Annotated in this window: 14 protein-coding genes; 10 read left to right on the plus strand and 4 right to left on the minus strand. The window is 39.3% G+C overall.

Annotated elements, in window-relative coordinates; genetic code table 11:
* The first annotated feature begins 20 nt into the window (after positions 1–20).
* From hypB to yedF, 6 genes are all read left to right on the plus strand, one after another.
* Positions 21–1,217, plus strand: coding sequence for a hydrogenase nickel incorporation protein HypB (gene hypB / locus PMI_RS00180; RefSeq protein WP_012367447.1), 1,197 nt, complete (start codon positions 21–23; stop codon positions 1,215–1,217).
* Positions 1,208–1,474, plus strand: coding sequence for a hydrogenase maturation factor HybG (gene hybG / locus PMI_RS00185; protein WP_004245178.1), 267 nt, complete (start codon positions 1,208–1,210; stop codon positions 1,472–1,474). The genes hypB and hybG overlap by 10 nt, the downstream gene beginning before the upstream one ends.
* Entirely contained in the window at positions 1,461–2,597 is a 1,137-nt protein-coding gene (hypD, locus tag PMI_RS00190; protein WP_004248992.1) for a hydrogenase formation protein HypD, read from the plus strand. The genes hybG and hypD overlap by 14 nt, the downstream gene beginning before the upstream one ends.
* On the plus strand, positions 2,594–3,613 hold the full coding sequence (gene hypE, locus PMI_RS00195; protein WP_004245176.1) for a hydrogenase expression/formation protein HypE: 1,020 nt from the start codon (positions 2,594–2,596) through the stop codon (positions 3,611–3,613). Before hypD ends, hypE begins: the two co-directional genes overlap by 4 nt.
* 193 nt (positions 3,614–3,806) lie before the next feature.
* Positions 3,807–5,033 (plus strand): selenium metabolism membrane protein YedE/FdhT, encoded by a 1,227-nt coding sequence (gene yedE / locus PMI_RS00200; RefSeq protein WP_004245174.1) that lies wholly within the window; start codon positions 3,807–3,809, stop codon positions 5,031–5,033.
* Entirely contained in the window at positions 5,030–5,272 is a 243-nt protein-coding gene (gene yedF, locus PMI_RS00205) for a sulfurtransferase-like selenium metabolism protein YedF (protein ID WP_004245173.1), read from the plus strand. Before yedE ends, yedF begins: the two co-directional genes overlap by 4 nt.
* 82 nt (positions 5,273–5,354) lie before the next feature.
* Here the strand turns inward: yedF and rdgC are convergent, their stop codons facing one another.
* Positions 5,355–6,263, minus strand: coding sequence for a recombination-associated protein RdgC (rdgC, locus tag PMI_RS00210; RefSeq protein ID WP_004245172.1), 909 nt, complete (start codon positions 6,261–6,263; stop codon positions 5,355–5,357).
* A gap of 1,332 nt (positions 6,264–7,595) precedes the next feature.
* Here rdgC and PMI_RS00215 point away from each other — a divergent pair.
* The 4 genes from PMI_RS00215 (at position 7,596) to PMI_RS00230 (ending at position 13,328) form a co-directional block, all read left to right on the plus strand.
* On the plus strand, positions 7,596–8,786 hold the full coding sequence (locus PMI_RS00215) for a porin (protein WP_223231988.1): 1,191 nt from the start codon (positions 7,596–7,598) through the stop codon (positions 8,784–8,786).
* A gap of 86 nt (positions 8,787–8,872) precedes the next feature.
* Positions 8,873–10,828 carry a bifunctional 2',3'-cyclic-nucleotide 2'-phosphodiesterase/3'-nucleotidase gene (locus PMI_RS00220; protein ID WP_004248998.1) on the plus strand — a complete coding sequence of 652 codons (1,956 nt, stop codon included), beginning with the start codon at positions 8,873–8,875 and terminating at the stop codon, positions 10,826–10,828.
* A gap of 82 nt (positions 10,829–10,910) precedes the next feature.
* Positions 10,911–11,687 (plus strand): ribonuclease T2 family protein, encoded by a 777-nt coding sequence (locus tag PMI_RS00225; protein WP_012367448.1) that lies wholly within the window; start codon positions 10,911–10,913, stop codon positions 11,685–11,687.
* Between the two features lie 18 nt (positions 11,688–11,705).
* Positions 11,706–13,328 (plus strand): bifunctional metallophosphatase/5'-nucleotidase, encoded by a 1,623-nt coding sequence (locus PMI_RS00230; RefSeq protein ID WP_004245168.1) that lies wholly within the window; start codon positions 11,706–11,708, stop codon positions 13,326–13,328.
* Positions 13,329–13,640: 312 nt separating this feature from the next.
* Here the strand turns inward: PMI_RS00230 and PMI_RS00235 are convergent, their stop codons facing one another.
* From PMI_RS00235 to sbcD, 3 genes are all read right to left on the minus strand, one after another.
* The gene (locus PMI_RS00235) at positions 13,641–14,240 is read right to left on the minus strand and encodes a nitroreductase family protein (RefSeq protein WP_012367449.1); all 600 of its coding nucleotides are present in this window, start codon (positions 14,238–14,240) and stop codon (positions 13,641–13,643) included.
* A gap of 129 nt (positions 14,241–14,369) precedes the next feature.
* Positions 14,370–18,095, minus strand: coding sequence for an SbcC/MukB-like Walker B domain-containing protein (locus PMI_RS00240; protein ID WP_012367450.1), 3,726 nt, complete (start codon positions 18,093–18,095; stop codon positions 14,370–14,372).
* Positions 18,092–19,324 carry an exonuclease subunit SbcD gene (gene sbcD, locus PMI_RS00245; protein ID WP_012367451.1) on the minus strand — a complete coding sequence of 411 codons (1,233 nt, stop codon included), beginning with the start codon at positions 19,322–19,324 and terminating at the stop codon, positions 18,092–18,094. Before sbcD ends, PMI_RS00240 begins: the two co-directional genes overlap by 4 nt.
* Between the last annotated feature and the right edge of the window lie 110 nt (positions 19,325–19,434).

The raw sequence follows: 19,434 nt of genomic DNA on the forward strand, positions 1-19,434 counted from the left end.
GAATAGTCAGGAGTCAGAATATGTGTAGCACTTGCGGTTGTGGTGAAGGTAATGTCAGCATTGAAGGCGTAGCGCCTCATTCACACGATCACCACCATCACTCTCACGACCATGATCATCACGACCATGGCCATCACCATCACGGTCATCACCATCATCATGGGCATCATCATGGGCATGATCATCATCATGAACACAATGCTACTCCAGCGAATACTGTTCATAAATATATTGATAAGTCTGAGCAAAAGCATAAGCACAATTACGAAACTCATGGTCAGCCTATCATTATTCATCATCACCATTACCATAATAGTGGCGATGTTCATCTCCATTTTTATCATGATGCACAGCAAAATGAAGCCCAAGTGTTCCATGAGCATCATCATGGGCATGACGATCATCATGCACATTCTCATGAACATACTCATAGCCATGAACATGAACATAGCCATGATCACGAACATAGCCATGAACACGAAGAACAATTTAGTCCAGTTATTGATAATGACAACATGCATTATGGGCAAGGGGAAGCTGGTACTCATGCTCCCGGAATTAGCCAAAAACGAATGTTAAAAATTGAGATGGATGTACTGGATAAAAATAATCGAATTGCCGTTCATAATCGTGAACATTTTGCCCAGCAAAATGTATTGGCGCTGAATTTAGTTTCAAGTCCCGGCTCCGGTAAAACAACGTTGCTAACTCAAACGTTAAAACAGCTAACACAACGTGTACCTTGTGCGGTGATTGAAGGTGATCAGCAAACGACGAATGATGCTGATCGTATTCGTGAAACCGGGGTTGCTGCTATTCAAGTCAATACGGGTAAAGGTTGTCACCTTGATGCACAAATGGTGCATGATGCTACCCATCAATTAGGTTTAAAAGACAACAGTATTCTCTTTATTGAAAATGTTGGCAATCTGGTTTGCCCTGCCAGTTTTGATCTGGGTGAAAAACATAAAGTGGCTATCCTTTCGGTAACGGAAGGGGAAGATAAACCATTAAAATATCCGCATATGTTTGCCGCTGCAGATCTGATGATTATCAATAAAATTGATTTAGTGCCACATCTTAATATTGATGTGCAAGCGTGCATTGAATCAGCGCGTCGCGTCAATCCTAATATTGAGATCATTGCATTATCTGCGACAACTGGCGAAGGTATGGAAGAGTGGTTAGCTTGGTTGGAGAGCCGTTTATGTGCTTAGGTGTTCCTGCCAAGATAGTTGAGGTGGGCGATGACGTCCACCAACTCGCTTATGCTGAAGTCAGTGGCGTAAAACGTGCCGTCAATATCTCTATGGTTTGTGAGGGTGACCCGTCAGAGTTATTAGATAAGTGGGTGCTTATTCATGTTGGATTTGCCATGAGTATTCTTGATGAACAAGAAGCTCAAGATACTCTGGATGCATTACAACATGTATATGGTGTTACCCTTGAAGAGGCTGATGATGCAATACGTTGATGAATTTCGTGATCCCGAATTGGCCAAAGCATTATTAGCTCAAATACGTGAAACTATTTCACAATGGCCCCATCCCATCACTCGTCCATTACAGATTATGGAAGTGTGTGGCGGACATACGCATGCCATTTTTAAATTTGGTCTCGACCGCTTATTACCACAAGAGATTGAGTTTGTTCATGGTCCCGGTTGCCCGGTATGTGTGTTACCTATGGGGCGCATTGATGCTTGCTTAGAAATTGCAGCCCGTCCAGAAGTCATTTTCTGTACTTTCGGTGATGCGATGCGGGTGCCCGGTCGTCATGGTTCAATGCTTGATGCTCGTCGTCGCGGTAGTGATATCCGTATTGTTTACTCACCGCTTGATTCATTAAAAATTGCGCAAGATAACCCTGATAAACAAGTGGTATTTTTTGGCTTAGGTTTTGAAACTACCATGCCAAGTACGGCGATGACACTGCAACAAGCGAAATTACGTGGACTGAAAAATTTTTCGCTATTTTGTCAGCACATTACTATCGTACCGACTTTACGTTGCTTATTAGAGCAAGAAGATGTACGTATTGATGGTTTTATTGCCCCCGGTCATGTCAGTATGGTGATTGGCTGCACGCCTTATCAACCTTTATGTGATGAATTTGAAAAACCCTTTGTGGTGACAGGTTTTGAACCGTTGGATTTATTACAAGCTATACTGATGGTAGTAAAACAGCTTAAAGCAAAAGCTGAGAATGCAGATTATGTTTTAAGTATTGAAAATCAATATAGTCGTATTGTCCCTAATGAAGGCAATAAACTTGCGCAAAAAGCATTGAAAGATGTTTTTATGCTAAAAGAGAGCAGTGAATGGCGTGGACTTGGGGAGATCCCTATGTCTGGTATTCAACTAACACCCGCTTATGCTGAGTTTGACGCTGAACGACGTTTTACACCAGCACCACAACAAGTGGCTGATAATCCACAATCACGCTGTGGCGATGTATTAACCGGACGATGCAAACCTTCTGATTGCCCATTATTTGGTAAAAGTTGTACACCAGAAACGGCATTAGGTGCCTTAATGGTGTCATCAGAAGGTGCATGTGCGGCTTATTATCAGTATCGCCGTGAAGGTAATATATGAAACAACCTGATGAAATCACCTTAGCTCAAGGAAATGGTGGGCAAGGTATGCAACAACTTATCGAAGGGCTATTTTTGAAAGCATTCGATAATCCATTATTGAATGAAAAAGAAGATCAGGCTCGTATTGCATTAGCCGATCTCACAGCACAGGGCGATCGTCTGGCATTTAGTACCGACAGTTATGTGATTGATCCGATCATTTTCCCAGGTGGAAATATTGGTAAATTATCTGTTTGCGGAACCGCGAACGATCTTTCTGTAGGTGGAGCTGTACCTCGCTATCTCTCTTGTGGTTTTATTTTAGAAGAGGGACTTGCTTTTGAAACGCTAGAAACATTGGTGATGGCGATGGCAAAAGCCGCACAACAAGCAGGTATTCAGATTGTAACGGGGGATACCAAAGTGGTTCCTCGTGGTGCTGCGGATAAGATCTTCATTAATACTGCGGGTATTGGGGTGATCCCAAGTAAAATTGATTGGGCAGCAAGTCACATTAAAGCCGGCGATAAGATCATCGTCAGCGGTACAATAGGCGATCATGGTGCCACTATCTTAAATTTACGTGAAAATTTAGGATTGGAAGCTGATCTGCAAAGTGACTGTGCCGTGCTTGAACCAATGATCGCGCCTTTACGTCAAATTGACGGTATTCGTGCATTACGTGATGCAACTCGTGGTGGCGTGACCGCTATTTTACATGAGTTTTCTCAAGCCTGTGGCTGTGGCATGAATGTATATGAAAACAAACTGCCAATGAAACAGTCTGTACGTGGTGTGTGTGAATTATTAGGGCTGGAAGCACTCAATTTTGCTAACGAAGGTAAAATTGTATTAGTCGTGTCACCGCAAGCAGAAAAACAAGTTCTTGAGGCTTTGCATCAACATACTTTAGGTCAAGATGCTTGTACCATTGGTGAAGTAACTGAAGAGCGTTATATTCGTTTAACGGGAATTTTTGGCACAAGTCGTATTTTAGATCTCCCTTATAACGAGCCATTACCCCGTATTTGTTAATTAAATCAAATCACTCAACTGATCTTTTAAATACTCATAAGTTATTTCTCTGTTACAGAAGTTTGTTATAACGCAAACTTCTGTCATTTATCTTAATTCTGATCCTTTGATAAAAATATTTTTGGAGTAACATGTTCGACCAATCCTACTGCGTGGAGAGGGTCTCTCGTGGGGGTAAGTTCTAGGGAAAAACATGTCTTGGTCAGAATTTAAATCTCAATACCTGATCCGTTTCTGGAAGCCTCTTCCGGCGGTTATTGCAGCAGGTATCTTATCTACTTACTACTTTGGTTTAACCGGCACTTTCTGGGCAGTTACTGGTGAGTTTACTCGCTGGGGCGGTCATGTGATGCAATGGTTTGGTGCGCATCCAGAAGAATGGGGTTACTTTAAAATCATTGGTCTTGAAGGGACACCACTCACTCGTATTGATGGGGTAATGATTATTGGGATGTTTGGTGGTTGTATTATGGCAGCACTTTGGGCCAATAATGTCAAACTTCGTCATCCTCAGCATAAAGTGCGTATTCTTCAGGCCGTTTTGGGCGGTATTATTGCCGGATTTGGTGCACGTTTAGCTATGGGGTGTAACCTCGCGGCATTCTTTACCGGTATTCCTCAATTTTCATTGCATGCTTGGTTCTTTGCTGTTGCTACTGCTATTGGCTCTTATTTTGGTGCCAAACTTTCATTAATGCCACTATTTCGTATACCGGTAAAACTGCAAAAAGTCAGTAAAGCATCACCTATTACGCAAGATAAACAACGTGCAAAACGTCGCTTTCGATTGGGGATGGTTATCTTTTTTGCCATGATCGCATGGTCATTAATTATTCTATTTGATTCACCCAAACTCGGCTTTGCTATGCTGGGGGGAATTGGCTTTGGGATCTTAATTGAACGTGCGCAAATCTGTTTTACTTCCGCATTTCGTGACTTATGGATAACCGGTAGAACGCATATGGCGAAAGCGATTATTATCGGTATGGCAGTAAGTGCGGTGGGTATTTTTAGCTATGTACAATTAGGTGCTGCACCGAAAATTATGTGGGCCGGTCCTAATGCAGTTATTGGTGGTTTGTTGTTTGGTTTTGGTATCGTGCTTGCTGGTGGTTGTGAAACAGGCTGGATGTATCGTGCAGTTGAAGGGCAGATCCACTTTTGGTGGGTAGGTTTAGGTAACGTGATTGGTTCAACAATACTGGCGTACTATTGGGATGATTTTTCTGCGGTACTGGCTACCGACTACGATAAAATCAACCTATTAGATACCTTTGGTCCAGTTGGTGGATTAGCCATCACCTACCTGCTACTTGGTCTCTCTTTTATATTACTACTTTGGTGGGAAAAACATTTCTTCCGCAAAAGAGCGCAACAAGCGCAAGCGCTTTCAACACAAATTAATAAGGAAATCGCATGAACGAGAAAAAAACCATAGTGCCAGATTATCGTCTTGATATGGTCGGTGAGCCTTGTCCTTATCCTGCGGTGGCAACATTAGAAGCGATGCCGTCACTGAAAAAAGGTGAGATCCTTGAAGTGGTAAGCGATTGTCCTCAGTCTATTAATAATATTCCCTTAGATGCGAAAAACTACGGTTATACCGTATTAGATATTCAGCAAGATGGGCCGACAATACGCTATTTAATTCAAAAATAGCGGCGGAATAATTGATAAAAAAACAGCCTGATCATAGCGTGAGATAGGCTGTTTTTTTGTACTATGATATCGGGTGATAAAATTACTCGGCTTCACCACCAAGTACTTCGATAACCCTTTCAATTAGCGCGCTTAGTTCACCTGTCATTAAGACAAAATCGGCATCAAAACGCTGGGCAAAATCGGCTTTATCAATATCATCGTTTTGCTCACGCAAGGTATCACTAAATTTAATGCGCTTGATAGAGCCATCATCACAAAGCATGAATTGCAGGCGATCTTCCCAATCAAGAGAAAGCTTGGTGACAAACTTACCGGCTTCAATATGAGTGGCAATTTCATCAGAGACAAGCTCTTGTTTCTTACAACGTATCACGCCACCTTCTTCTAATACCGCTTTAAGCTCGGCTTCATCCATTAATGTAAAACCAGCAGGGAGTTCACCGGAACGAACCCATTGTGTCATTTTTGATTCGACAGACTCATTAAAATTGAGTGGAACCACGGGTAGCGAACCTAATGTTTTACGCAATAAGGCTAAATTATCTTCGGCACGTTTTGCACTACCTGAATCAACAATCACTAATTGTTTATCTAAATCTAACCAAATAAAGGTTTGTGAGAATTTGCTAAATGCGCGAGGAAGTAACGTGTGGACAACTTCATCTTTTAATGTCGCTTTTTCGGTTTTCTTTAATTTACGACCTTGTTCACCCTCTAACTTTTCAACTTTATCTTGTAGCGCTTGCTTAATGACGGTGGCGGGGAGGATCTTATCTTCTTTCCGTGCGCACATCATGACTTGTTTACCTGCAACATGGATAAGTGCTTCGCCACGATCACCCATAGGTGAAACCCAACCCGTTTTGGTCATATCTTGGCTACTACAAGGGGTGAATGCTAATGAAGCCAGCTGTTGTTCTAACTCATCCATTGACAGCGCTATCTCTTTATTTAAGCGATAGACCAAAATATTTTTAAACCACAGCATCTGACATTCCCCTTAATCATGATTAACAGCAATATGATACTGAATGTTAGCAGTATCTAAAAGGTAATATCCTTTAAAAGAAATTTATTATCGGCTCACAGTATAAAAACAGTGTTCAAGCTGAATCGAATAATTAGTAAAATTACTTTATGAAAATGAGTTTTATTCTTATTTGTTGCTAATTAACTTATCGTTTTACGGGAGAGATAATCTAAATCTCAAGGATTGTCGTAATGTGATAATTATCACGTAGTTGGGTTTTTATCCTATTTTTGAACGCTTTCTTTGCAACACTTTCAGATTTATCTCTGCATTAATTTACAAAAGAAAATTTATCTTGACGATTGGATGTGATTTTTATCACAGTTTTAAGAAAAAGTAACAGGTTGTTTTTCATGGTAACGATGGTGATCTAAATCACAAATATAAATATTTTTTTGCGGAAAATTGACAAAAACGCATAAATAGCCTTTTTATGTTAACTATGGTTATAGTTTAGCTTTAGTTATGATTAATAGAATCCGTCGTTCATAAACAAACATTGATTAGAGATTGTAATTAAACCTTACTCTTGTCCTATCTTGGTTGATATTTTTAGTTAATTATCCTTATAAAGTGTGTAGGTCATTCATTACTGCGAGTTAAATTGTAGTTAAATTTATTTTTAAGCTTATTTAAATAACAAGTAAATATAAAAATAGAAAATTATAGAATTGAGATAATAATATTTAAATCTTTAGGGTTATTTATTTAGTGGTTAAAAATAATACGTCCTTTTAAATATATTAAATAGCAAGGTAAATTTTTTTATTAGCAAAAACATTAGCTATGTAACAAAATGAAATATAAAAGAAAAATTAAAAAATGGTATTTTGAAAAAGTTGATTAAGTTCAAAAAATACGTATCTTTAAGCTTAATTGTGAAGCTCATCACTCAGGTATGTAACCATGAAAATATACTTTGATGTAATTGTGGGCTATATCACGAAAGTTAGGCTTTTTTTTGAGTAACATGCCAGCGAAAATTCAATGCTCTACTCGATTCGTGGATAGAAATAAAAGCAATGCCCTTATTTAAATAGTAATGAGGACATTATTTTTGTGTCTTATTGGTGAATATCTCTGTGTCAAGGAAATTAAAGCCTGTAAGAAAATTAAGTAGAGTAATAATAGCAGTTATAAAAATGAACGGTTGTAAAAGCGATTTTCTTGTTTGAGATCCGTGGCGGCGGCTCTTTGAACTGAAATCAGGGTTAATCATAGACGGCGGTATTATTTTTAACCTTAGAAAGAAAATCATAAAACTATAGAAAATAGATGGGTATTTTAATCATGAAAAGCTTAAAGCCTTTAGCAGCGCTGGTAGGTTTATTGGTTCTGTCGGGATCTGCAAACGCAGTAAATGTGTACAACGATAAAGGTACACGTTTTGATGTTAACGGTCAGTTCCGTTTAAAAACGCAAGTGACAAGTAAAGATCATGAAATGCGTATGCGTGATGATGGTAGCCGTATCGGTTTCTTTGGTTCCCATGAACTGACTAACGATATCAAAGTGTTTGGTAAGTTAGAGTGGGGTTCAGATACTCAAAAAACCAACAGTGATAATGAGAAAACAAACTTTGATCTGTACAACCGCGTAGGCTATGTCGGTTTTTCTCATCGTGATTATGGACAAATCCAATTTGGTCGTACTTATATCCCAATTGACTGGGTAAAAAAATCAAGCTACGGCTATGGTAATACAGGGGTATTTTACTTTAGTGATGTATTAGGCCGTGCAGTAGGTTATTCAAGTAAAGGGGTTGGTAAAAACAACTTTATGACCCGTTTACCACAAACTATCTTTATTGAAACAAACCGTTATGAAGGCTTTAAATTAGCGGCAACTTTAACGGGTAAAGATGGTAAAGATAATGATGGTGATGGAAAAAATGGCGATCGCAGAACCGGTGATATCCGTCATGCCTATTCTGTCGTTGGTTTCTATAAATCAACTTTCGGTTTAGAGTTTGATGCGGGTTACTCAGCAGCTGTAGGTGAGCCTAATCTATACCCAGATAGTGTTGTTGGTAATAAAAAACCAGAAAATAGTATCTTAGCATTCGGTGCTGAATACTTCTTCCCTGGTCGCGAATTCTCTATCGGTATCGACTATGGTCAATCTCGCGGTAAAAATACTGGCTTAACCTTAAGAGAAGGTGCAACTGAGAAAGACTATAAATGGAACTCAGTTAAAGGCGATTGGAAAGCGAATTTATATGGTGTTGGTGTGAAATGGCACTGGGATCGTATCGAAAGTGGTATGTATGCGGGTTATTACCTGCGTGATGGCGATGCTAACACTTTCAACTACAAAAAAGAAACCTATACTGTGGGTGTAGATAAACGTTTTGCGGTATCTAAATACAACAACTTACGTTTATTCGCTGAAATGGCATATGATGATGCTCGTAGCGAAAACCCAGCTTATGAAGATAAAAAACAATATATCTTTGAAACTGGTATGCGTCTGTACTTCTAGTTTTATCAAAGCAAGTATTGTTTGACAGAAGTAATAAAAGGAGAGCAACTGTGCTCTCCTGTTAACCAATATATAAGGGGTGTGTAATGGTTAAGAATGTGTTGAAAATCTCAACATTAGCAATGTTGGTCGCATTCAATGTGAATGCTGCGACAGTCGATCTCCGTATTATGGAGACTTCGGATGTTCACAGTAACTTAATCGACTTTGACTACTTCAAAGACAAACCAACAGAACAGTTTGGTTATGTTCGTACGGCAAATTTAATTAAAGCCGCGAAAGCTGAAGCAACCAATGCGATTTTAGTGGATAACGGTGACTTGATCCAAGGTAGTCCACTGGCTGACTATCAAGCAGCTAAAGGCTTAGAGAAAGGGGAAGCTCATCCAGCGCACCAGTTAATGAATACCATGGGGTATACCGTAGGTAACTTTGGTAATCATGAATTTAACTATGGTTTAGATTACCTGAAAAAAGCCATTGCGGGCGCTGAATTCCCATATATCAATGCCAATATCATGGATGCGAAAACAGGCAAAAACTATTTCACACCTTATATCATTGTTGATACACCAGTAAAAGATCGTGATGGCAAAGAGCACACTATCAAGATTGGTTATATCGGCTTTGTACCACCACAGATTTTAATCTGGGATAAAGCCAATCTGGATGGAAAAGTCGTTGTCAATGATATTACAGAAACAGCGAAAAAATTCGTTCCTCAAATGAAAAAAGAGGGTGCGGATCTGATTGTGGCTATCCCTCACTCTGGTTTCTCTTCTGAACCTTATAAAGCTATGGCTGAAAACTCAGTCTATTATCTGAGTGAAGTTGATGGCATTAACGCTATTATGTTTGGTCATGCTCACGGCGTATTCCCAAGTAAAGAATTTGAAGGCATTAAAGGTGTTGATGTTGCTAAAGGCACTGTAAATGGTGTTCCAGCAGTAATGCCTGGCCAATGGGGTGATCACTTAGGTGTTGTCGATATGGTTATCAATAACGACAGCGGCAAATGGGTGATGACCCAAGCAACGGGTGAAGCGCGTCCTATCTTTGATAAAGCAAACAAAAAAGCATTAGTTGAACGTGATGCCGAGTTAGCGCAAATCATTGAAAAAGCGCACCAAGGTACTCGTGATTTCGTCGGAAAACATATTGGTAAAGCGTCAGCTAATATGTATAGCTTCTTAGCTTTAGTACAAAGTGATCCAACGGTACAAATCGTTAACGATGCACAGGTTGATTATACTAAACACTTTATTCAAGGTGATCCGAACTTAGACGGCCTGCCAGTATTAGGTGCAGCAGCACCATTTAAAGCCGGCGGACGTAAAAATGCACCTGCAGACTTCGTTGAAGTAGAAAAGGGTGACTTAACATTCCGTAACGCAGCAGACTTATATCTGTATCCAAATACATTAGTGGTTGTAAAAGCAACCGGTGCAGATGTTGTTGAGTGGTTAGAATGTTCAGCGGGTATGTGGAACCAAGTTGATCCTAACTCAACTAAACCACAATACTTAATCAACTGGGATGGTTTCCGTACTTATAACTTCGACACTATCAGTGGCGTAGAGTATAAAGTTGATTTAACTCAGCCTGCTAAATATGACGTTGATTGCCAAGTTGTCAATAAAGATGCAAACCGTATCAAAAATGTCACTTACCAAGGCAAACCTATCGATCCTAAAGCAACTTTCTTAATTGCAACCAATAACTATCGTGGATACGGTGGTAAATTTGCGGGTACAGGTGAAAGCAATATCGCCTTTGCATCACCAGATGAAAACCGTGCAATCTTAGCTTCTTATATTGCTAAGCAAACGAAAGAAAATGGCGAAGTTGCAACAAAAGCTGCGAATAATTGGTCTTTCTTACCGATCAAGACAGATAAACAATTAGATGTTCGCTTTGAAACTTCACCAAGTGAAAAAGCCGCTAACTTTATTAAAGATTTTGCTCAGTATCCAATGACCTTTGTGGAAAATGACGATATCGGTTTTGCAATTTACAAAATCGACCTAACTGAGAAGAAATAATCTTATAGACCTGTCCATTCGGGCAGGTCGTTCTCATGTTTTGGCGTGAAAGAGTGCAGTTATTGCTCTTTAAGGGGATTTTATGCGCTTTATAAAGCTATTACCTGCTATTTTAGCTGTTATTTTAGCGGGTTGTGTGACACAAGCACCTGAAGTTAAACAACCATTAAAACCGCAAGCAAAATTAGTTGAAGGCGTATCTTGTATTTTACCTGATGTACCTACTGCCAATTATGACTATATTGCGACAAATGATCGTTATGGTCAAAATAGTAAAGCATCAACAGATTACTTTAAATTAGCCATTAATTACTCACCGGCTTTTTGTGATTATAAAAAAAATAATATTAAGCGTTTAAATAACGATAACGAAAAAGAGCGTGCTAAACGCGAATTCGATAAATTTGAAATCCAGTGTTTCTCAGATAATAAATTTGGCTGGATTGTTCATGGGCTATGGGCTGAAACCTGCGATGGTAAATCATGGGATGAATGCCGTGACTGGAAAGACATACGCAAGCATCCTCGTTTATGTAAAGGGGATTTACCACCATTAGAATACTCAGCGATTAAACCTTACTTATGTTCATCACCGGGTATCGACTTATTGCAAGGTGAATGGGAAAAACATGGCGTTTGTGCCTTTGATACGCCAGAAGCATTCTTTGGTCAGCAACAAGCGTTATTTGACGCATTAGTGTTACCAGAAGGCCGCCCTTCAAATAGTGAATTGATTAAGTTCTTAAAAGAAAATAATCCATCATTGAAGGATAAAGAAATTCAAATTAATCGAGATGAATTCTATATTTGTTATAGCAAAGATTTCGAAGTGATTGATTGTCCGAAACGTGAATATTGATCTAGGGATAAAACTTAAATGAACCATAAATATAAACTCGTAGCCCTTGCAGTAAGCTCCGTCTTATTAGCAGGTTGTGCTAAAAATTATGACGAAGCGAACGTCGTTGATGTCCGAGTGATTGCACTCAATGACTTCCATGGTGCATTAAAAGCACCAGGTCCAAACAAGCCTGGTGGTATTGAGCATATGGCTACGCTGGTCAAAGAGCTGAAAAAAGATAACCCAAATAATATTGTGGTAGCTGCCGGTGATATGGTTGGTGCTAGCCCACTGTTATCTTCAATGTTCCATGATGAGCCAACTATTGAAGCGCTGTCATTAGCAGGTTTAGAAGCAACTTCAGTGGGTAACCACGAATTTGATAAAGGTATGGGTGAGTTACTGCGTAAGCAAAACGGTGGTTGCCATCCAGTTACAGGTTGTCAAGGTCCTACTGAATTTAAAGGTGCTGATTTCCAATATTTAGCGGCTAACGTGACTGTTAACGAAACAGGTAAAACGTTATTCCCTGAATATGTGATTAAAGAGTTCAATGGTATTCCGGTTGCCTTTATTGGTTTAACTTTAGAAGGTACTGCGGCTATCGTGACACCAAAAGGAACTGAAGGTTTAAGCTTCCACAATGAAGCAAAAACAATCAACGCTTTAGTGCCTAAGTTACAAGCTCAAGGTGTACAGGCGATTGGTGTTCTGATCCACGAAGGTGCTGCACAGCGCCGTGATGGTGGTCCAGTAAATATCAACGCATGTAATGGTATTACAGGTAAAGTACTTGGTGTGGTTGAACAATTAGATCCAGCGGTTGACTTTGTTGTAACGGGTCATACTCACCAAGCTTATAACTGTACTATTAACGGTAGATCAGTGACTTCTGCACAATCTAATGGCGCCATGTTAACGCGTATCGACCTGAAATTAGATAAAACAACGAAAGATGTTGTTGATGTAGAAGCGCGTAATATTTGGGTTGATAACCGCAAATATGAAAAAGATCCTGCTGTCACTAAACTGTTAGAAGCTTACGAGAAAATTGCTACACCATTAGCGAACCGTATTATTGGTAAACTAGAAGGTAACTTAACCAAGCAAACTAACGATGCGGGCGAATCGGGTCTAGGTCAAGTTATTGCTGATGCCCATTTATATACGGCAAAACCAAAAGATATGGGTGGCGCACAAATCGCCTTAATGAACAGTGGTGGTATTCGTGCTGATATGACGGGTGGTGATGTTTCTTATAACGCTATTTATACCGTACAACCATTCTCTAATGTACTGTTAACACAAACATTAACGGGTGAGCAGATCAAACGCTTATTAGAGCAACAGTGGGATCGTTCACGTCCACAAGTATTAGCGGTATCGGGTAATTTCCAATATACATGGGACAGCAAAGCACCTGTTGGACAACGTGTGATTGTTGAATCAATGCGTATTGATGGTAAGCCTGTGGATATGAAAGCGAATTACCGTGTAGTTGCAAATGAATACTTAGCAACAGGTGGTAGTAACTTCTCTGTACTGAAAGAAGGTAAAGATCCGGTTTACAGCGTGCCAGATGTTGATGCAGTAGTGAAATACTTTGCTGAGCAGTCACCTATTGCTCAACCAAAAGCGAACAACATTACTCGTAAATAACATATTTTCATACGCCTTGTGAAAATAGCACCTCTTACGAGAGGTGCGTAACTAAATAAAGAGAGCAAAGTGTTGAACACAAAGGGTCCATCCCTACCTTTGTATTCATTACGCACTTTGCTCTTTTTTTATGTTTTTTTACTCATGGGGTGCCAATAAGCTGGAACTGTATTTATTACATATAGGCTCTCATGAAAATTTTTATTGCTCCCTTTGTTATTTGTCGTGGGCAAAAAAAAGCCCACAGAGGCTGTGGGCAAGGAATGAAAATAAAAAGAGGGTATTTGGATCAGATGTCTATATTAAAGTCTATTATTTGAAGATTTTAAAACGAGCGTCATCTTCAATATAATTTTTCTCACTTGCTTCTTGTTCGATAGAGCCAAAGACCATTTGTGCTCTTAATTTCCAATGGCGAGGAATATCCCAAGTTGCGTGAACTTCATCATCAATAATTGGATTGTAGTGTTGCAGTGATGCCCCTACATTTTCAGCCGCAAGGGCAGTCCAGACAGAAAGCTGAGCCATACCACTGGCTTGCTCTGACCAAATAGGAAAGTTTTCAGCATACAGTGGGAACTGCTCTTGAAGCCCTTTAACGATATCAGTATCTTCAAAATAAAGGATGGAGCCTGCACCGGCAGCAAAGCTATTAATTTTGGCTTCTGTTGCGCTAAATGCATCCGCAGGGACTAATTTTTTCAGAGTATCTTTAACGATATTCCATAGTTTCTGGTGTTGTTCACCAAATAAAACAACAACACGAGAAGTTTGTGAGTTAAATGCGCTAGGGCTTTCTTTAACCGCTTCTTTGATGATCGTAGCAACTCTGTCTTCGCTAATAGGCAGTTGATTACCTAAATGATAAATTGTTCTACGTTTTTTCATTAATTCTGTGAATGCGTTAGACATGCTTATCTCCTTGATAAATATAAGCGTTTAAAGCTGTTTAGCCTGAGCTAATCTATGCACATACTATAGACGCTGTGGGTGATTTATTGATATCTAAAAATTTTAACCACTTACATCAAATTATTAGAGCTAGTCTTTAACTGATTGATTTTCATTGCTCTTATTACCATATCTAAACTCAGGTGCTAGCTGACTTATTCCTAAACCCCCCGCTTTTTTCACTTTTATTTGTACCGGAATACGCTCTTTCATCGCTTCAACATGACTGATCACACCAATAATTTTGCCAGAAGCATTAAGGCTATCTAAGGCATCTAAAGCAATATCTAGTGTATCAGGATCGAGGGTGCCAAAGCCTTCATCTAAAAAGAGTGACTCAATTTGCGTCTTATTACTGACTAAATCAGATAACGCTAAGGCAAGGGATAAGCTGACTAAAAAACTCTCTCCACCAGAAAGTGTACGTGTATCGCGTAGAGCATCTGCTTGCCATGTATCGGCAATCTGTAATTCAAGGCTACCTGTCGTTTTGCGTTGTAAAAAGTAACGACCATGTAGTTTTTCTAAGCGACGATTAGCCAGATAGATAAGATGGTCGAGGGTTAACCCTTGGGCAAAGCGACTAAATTTATCACCAGATGCAGAGCCAACTAACTCATTTAAATAACTCCAATCATCATAATGCGCTTGCTGTTTGGCTATTTGCGCTAATAGTGTTTGTTGCTCTATCCGTTTTTCATCATCTTGGCGTAATTGTATTTGCAGACTAAATAGTGTTTCTTGCAACGCTTTGTGTTGCTTTGCTAAGTCGTCTAAATGGATATTACATTGCTCAGCAGTACATTGGGTTGAGAGTAATGGTTGTTGTAATAAATGTTGTTGATAGGCTTTTTCTTGAGTCTCAAGGCGCGTTTTTTCTTGTAAAAGTTTATCAAGTCGCTGTTTTTGCTGCTCTTGTAGACGTGTTCTTTCCTCTACCGATAATAGAGAGGCTAAAAAGTCATTTTCATCGGCAAAAAGACTCTCTTTTAACGCGTGTTGATAGTGTTCAGTGGCTTGTTGTGCTTGTGTTATTGCTCGTTGTAGGGCTTTTTCATTCTCTTGATATTGGCCAATTAATTGATTAAGTCGGTTTTCGAGTTGGTTTTTTTCTTGAGTATATTGCTCAATCTGGGTTTGTAAAAATTGGCTATGTTTATCAAGTTCACTACGTACCTGCTCTACAGATTGTGAACCAAATAAGGCTTGTCGTTGATCCTGCCATTGTGTTTGTTGGTGCTGTTGTTGGCTTAATTTTGCTAATAGCGCCTCAAGTTCAGCCTGTTTTTCTGCTAAATAACGTTTTTTTTCATTTTGCGTCACTTGCTGTTCACGTAGGCTTTGTTGTAATAGCTGAAGCTCTTTTAACTGACTTTGATATTGCTGGTGCTCTTGTTGACGAGCTGCCAACCATGGCGTGAACTGCTCAAATTCAGGGAGTGTATAGCCTTGTTTTTCAATCGCTGACTGAATATGTTGTGCTAATTGTTGTTGCTGTTGGTGCAAGTGCTCGCTTTGTTGCTGATAGGTTTTGATTGTTTTTTGCAAATAATCTAAATCATTTTGCTGTTGCTTAACCGATTGTTGTTGTTGATTAAATTGCTCTTTTGCATTGAGAAAATGCGTATTCTTTTGATGTGTTTGGGCTTCTAATTGCTGATAACTGTCAAGTTTTTCTGTGAGAATAAGCTCTTGCTGATTTAATGATTGTTCTAATGTCAGTAAGTTATCTGCATCATCAACTAACGGTAAATGGTGTGCTTGTGCTAACGTCTGCCACTGTTGGGTCAGTACGCTATTCTCTTGGGTTAACTGAGCGATATTGTCACTCAAGGTGCTATTTTGTGAGCCATAGTTTACCAGTTGGGTTCGCTGTTCGGCTAAGGTGATGGTGAGTGAATGCACCTGCTGTTGTAATGCTTCTAAACGTAGCTTTGTCTCATCTGGTTTGATGTCATGATAGGTTTCTACATAAGGATGCTGTGTTGAGCCACATAGAGGGCAAGGTTTATCTTTCAGTAAACGTGCACGCTCTTGCTCATATTCGGCGACTTTTTGTAGCAAAAGATAGTTGTCATTTAAATCTTTAAGATGTTGTGCTTTCTCTTTTAGTGCCAGATCATTTTCTGCAATCGTTTGGGTTAGAGTCGCTATTTTTTGCTGATTTTCACTCAATGTAGTTTGATAATGTTGCTGCTCTTTGCCATTACGTTGTAATTGAGTGTGTAAATTTATAATTTTTGCCAATGCATTTTTTTGCAGATTAATTTGTTGTAATCGCGGTTTTATTTCATCGGGTTTGTCTGCTTTTTGACGCGCTTCCAATTGTGTTTGATAAGATTGTAGTTGCTGTTGCTGTAAATTAAGTTGCTCTTGTTGGGTGGCTAATGTTTGGGTAGCTTGTTGTAATGCTTTTTCCAAACTTATGACTTTTTCCTGCTCTGCTGTTTCTCGTTTTTGGTTGGCAAGATATTGGTTTGATATTTCATTATATTGCTGAAAATAGTGTTGCCATAAGGGTAGATTTTCCGCAAGTTGTGCATGATAGGCGTGTTGTGTTAAGTCGTTATTTAATTGATTAACTTGTTGTTGTGTGGTGATTAATTTTTTCTCGGCTAACTGAGAATGTTGCAGATATTCAGCGCATATTTTTTCTAATTTATGCTTGTGTTGGTTATTAGTACTAATTTCTTGTTGTAACAGCACCAATTGATTATCTAAAGGCAGTACCTTCTCACGAATTAACTGTAAAGTGTGCTGTTTTTTCTCATGATGCGTTTTTAATTGTTCATGAAAGGCTGCCAATTTTTTATTGATAGGTAGGCTTTGTTGTTCAATAGCCTGTTTTTCTGTTTTTAAGCTTGTTAACTGTGTTGCTAAATAGTTTTGCTCTGTAAGACGACGATTTTTTTCATCATAAAGAGGGCGAATTTTTTCTGCTGGCTCATTTTTTTCTAAGCGTTGAATATCGGGTTGAGCAATAATTAATGCCTGTTGAGCCTCATAGAGTCCCGCTTGGGCTGATTGTTGTTGTTGCTGAATTTCTAGCGCTTTTTCTTGCCATTGCTTAGCAACTTGGTATTCCTGTTGCTCTTTTTGTAACCTTGTTATTTGTGTTTGAATATTGGCTTGTTGTGTTAATAGCTCTTGGCGTGTTGTTGCATCCAATAATGCCATCATTTGAGCTTGTTGTTTTAGCGTGTTTAAAGCCTGCTCTTCTTCGCGCCAATGTTTAAAAATTGTTTGTGAAATATGGCGATAGATATCTGTACCAGTAAGCTCTTCAAGTAGCTCTGCACGAGATTTGTCATCAGCGTTGAGAAATGCAGCAAATTGCCCTTGTGATAACAACATGGATTTAGTGAAGCGATCGAAATCTAATCCGGTGATCGAGATTATTTTTTCTTTTACTTGGCTAATTTTATTGGCTAAAACTTTATCTTCACCGCCTAAACGATTAATTTTTGCTAACTCAGCCTGTGGGGCTTGTAAGTTTCCCTCTTCTTTATAATTCGCACGACGTTGTTCCCAAAATGCCCGATAGGCAACCCCTTTAACTTCAAATTCCACTTCAGCTAAACATTCTGCAGTGTGACGAGTCATTAATTCATTTTGAGATTGGGTTACTTTATCTAAGCGTGGCGTTCTGTGATATAACGCTAAACTAATTGCATCTAAGAGCGTGGTTTTACCCGCACCTGTCGGGCCTGTAATGGCAAATAGTCCATTGCTAACAAAAGGCTCTTGATCAAAGTTAATTTTCCATTCGCCTTTGAGTGAGTTAATGTTTTTAAAGCGCAGACTTAAGATTTTCATCGTGCGTTGTTATCCTCTTGCTCTGCCATTTCAACCGCTTGCTTAAAGAGTGTGGTTAACCGTATTTTGTCTTCCTCGGTTTCAAACTGGTGTTGAGCTAAGCGCCTTTCAAATACATCATATACAGTCAGTTCAGTTAGGGTTTCTTTCTCATTTTGCATCAGTGCTTGACGTTGTTTTCTCGCTCTTCTTAATACGATCACTTCAAAGAGTGGCGATTGAGTTAGCTCTTGAATACGGGTTTGAATATCACTGAGATAATCTTGAGTTGAAACTTCAATATCTAGCCAAATCGTGGTATCCATTTCATTATATTGTGTTGCTAACTTTTCGAGTTGTGTGGCAATTTCTTGTAACGAGCCTGAAAGAGTGCGTAATAGCTGAAACTCAGGGATGGGTAATAGTGTCATTTCCGCTAACTTATCTTGCTCAAAATCGATAAGACAAACACTTTTCTGTTGTGCACTTTCATCAAAACTTAATGGAATAGGTGAACCACTGTAGCGAATATGACCCGATTTATTGACGCGCTGTGGGCGATGAATATGACCAAGGGCGATATAGTCAAATGGAGGAAATAGGGTTGCGTTAAAGGCTTCTAATGTGCCGATATAAATTTCACGTACCGAATCGCTAACACTGGCGCCAATCGTTGTCAGATGCCCTGTGGCAATGATAGGGATGTTAACATTGAGTTGTTTTCGTAAGTCGAGCGCGGCTTGATATTGGCGTTGATAATAATCTGCGATCGCTTCTTTTAAAGCGCCCTGTTTGTCTGCTCCCGATTGCCCACTTTTGCTATTTATCATATCTCTAGGGCGTAAATAGGGGATTGCACAAAGTAATGCTCCAGGTGTGTGATTTTTTTGATAAAGAATAATAGGGGCTTGTGGGGTTTCAGTGTGAACATTAGCAATGACGGTGGTATTTAAACACGCTAACAGTGATTTAGATTCATTTAGCGTTGCCACAGAATCATGATTACCCCCTAAAATAATCAGTTGGCACTGAGTATCTCTTATTGCGACGACAAATCGATTATAAAGCTCTCGGGCATAACTGGGGGGGGAGCCAGTATCAAAGATATCCCCTGCAACAATAACTGCATCAACTTGTTGTTCACGGATTTGCGCTAATAGCCAATCGAGAAATTGTTGGTGCTCTTGGGCGCGAGTTTTTGTAAAAAAATATTGTCCTAAATGCCAATCTGAGGTGTGAATAATCCGCATTGCTATCCCTTAATGTTAACTGCCGTCAGTATAGCGCACCTTACTTTTTTAGTGAAAATCCACCTATGAGCTACGTATTTTGAGTGAAATCACACCAATTTTAGCCTTAT

Source organism: Proteus mirabilis HI4320, from assembly GCF_000069965.1.
GTDB lineage: Bacteria > Pseudomonadota > Gammaproteobacteria > Enterobacterales > Enterobacteriaceae > Proteus > Proteus mirabilis.

Coding starts and splice junctions, on each gene's coding strand:
- hypB (WP_012367447.1), top strand. CDS start 21: ATGTGTAGCACTTGCGGTTGTGGTGAAGGTAATGTCAGCATTGAAGGC.
- hybG (WP_004245178.1), top strand. CDS start 1,208: ATGTGCTTAGGTGTTCCTGCCAAGATAGTTGAGGTGGGCGATGACGTC.
- hypD (WP_004248992.1), top strand. CDS start 1,461: ATGCAATACGTTGATGAATTTCGTGATCCCGAATTGGCCAAAGCATTA.
- hypE (WP_004245176.1), top strand. CDS start 2,594: ATGAAACAACCTGATGAAATCACCTTAGCTCAAGGAAATGGTGGGCAA.
- yedE (WP_004245174.1), top strand. CDS start 3,807: ATGTCTTGGTCAGAATTTAAATCTCAATACCTGATCCGTTTCTGGAAG.
- yedF (WP_004245173.1), top strand. CDS start 5,030: ATGAACGAGAAAAAAACCATAGTGCCAGATTATCGTCTTGATATGGTC.
- rdgC (WP_004245172.1), bottom strand. CDS start 6,263: ATGCTGTGGTTTAAAAATATTTTGGTCTATCGCTTAAATAAAGAGATA.
- PMI_RS00215 (WP_223231988.1), top strand. CDS start 7,596: ATGAAAAGCTTAAAGCCTTTAGCAGCGCTGGTAGGTTTATTGGTTCTG.
- PMI_RS00220 (WP_004248998.1), top strand. CDS start 8,873: ATGGTTAAGAATGTGTTGAAAATCTCAACATTAGCAATGTTGGTCGCA.
- PMI_RS00225 (WP_012367448.1), top strand. CDS start 10,911: ATGCGCTTTATAAAGCTATTACCTGCTATTTTAGCTGTTATTTTAGCG.
- PMI_RS00230 (WP_004245168.1), top strand. CDS start 11,706: ATGAACCATAAATATAAACTCGTAGCCCTTGCAGTAAGCTCCGTCTTA.
- PMI_RS00235 (WP_012367449.1), bottom strand. CDS start 14,240: ATGTCTAACGCATTCACAGAATTAATGAAAAAACGTAGAACAATTTAT.
- PMI_RS00240 (WP_012367450.1), bottom strand. CDS start 18,095: ATGAAAATCTTAAGTCTGCGCTTTAAAAACATTAACTCACTCAAAGGC.
- sbcD (WP_012367451.1), bottom strand. CDS start 19,324: ATGCGGATTATTCACACCTCAGATTGGCATTTAGGACAATATTTTTTT.